General features: G+C 53.7%; 1 protein-coding gene. It reads right to left on the reverse strand.

The annotated features are described in order from the left end of the window. Nucleotides 1-352 (reverse strand): transposase (locus WA407_RS26380; protein WP_336078739.1); only part of this gene is annotated, 352 nt, incomplete at both ends.

The raw sequence follows: 352 nt of genomic DNA on the forward strand, positions 1-352 counted from the left end.
GCCGTTTCCCGGATGGGCTTAGCCGGTTGCTCCGTACCCACTCTTTGCTGTCTTCCCAGACATGCCGAGTCACCACTTTGCGGTGGTTTCGAGACTGGGTACACTGGTCTAGCAGTGGGCAATGCTGGCACTGAGCTGGGTCAGAGGCATACTGCCGGTATCCCTTACGGTCCGTCGTTCGGTAGGGCAGTTCCTGTTGGGCTGGGCATCTATACACATTGCGTCTGGCATCGTATTCAAACTTCCATTTCGGAAACAGCCCTTGTCTGGGATGGAATCTTCGGTGAGCAATCACGGCAAAAATCTTTCGGTTTTGCAAACCTCGGCAAATCGGCGTCGTTAAATAACCTGA

Origin of the sequence: Paenibacillus sp. 203, assembly GCF_037027525.1 — a bacterium.
Classification (GTDB): Bacteria; Bacillota; Bacilli; order Paenibacillales; family Paenibacillaceae; genus Paenibacillus; species Paenibacillus polymyxa_B.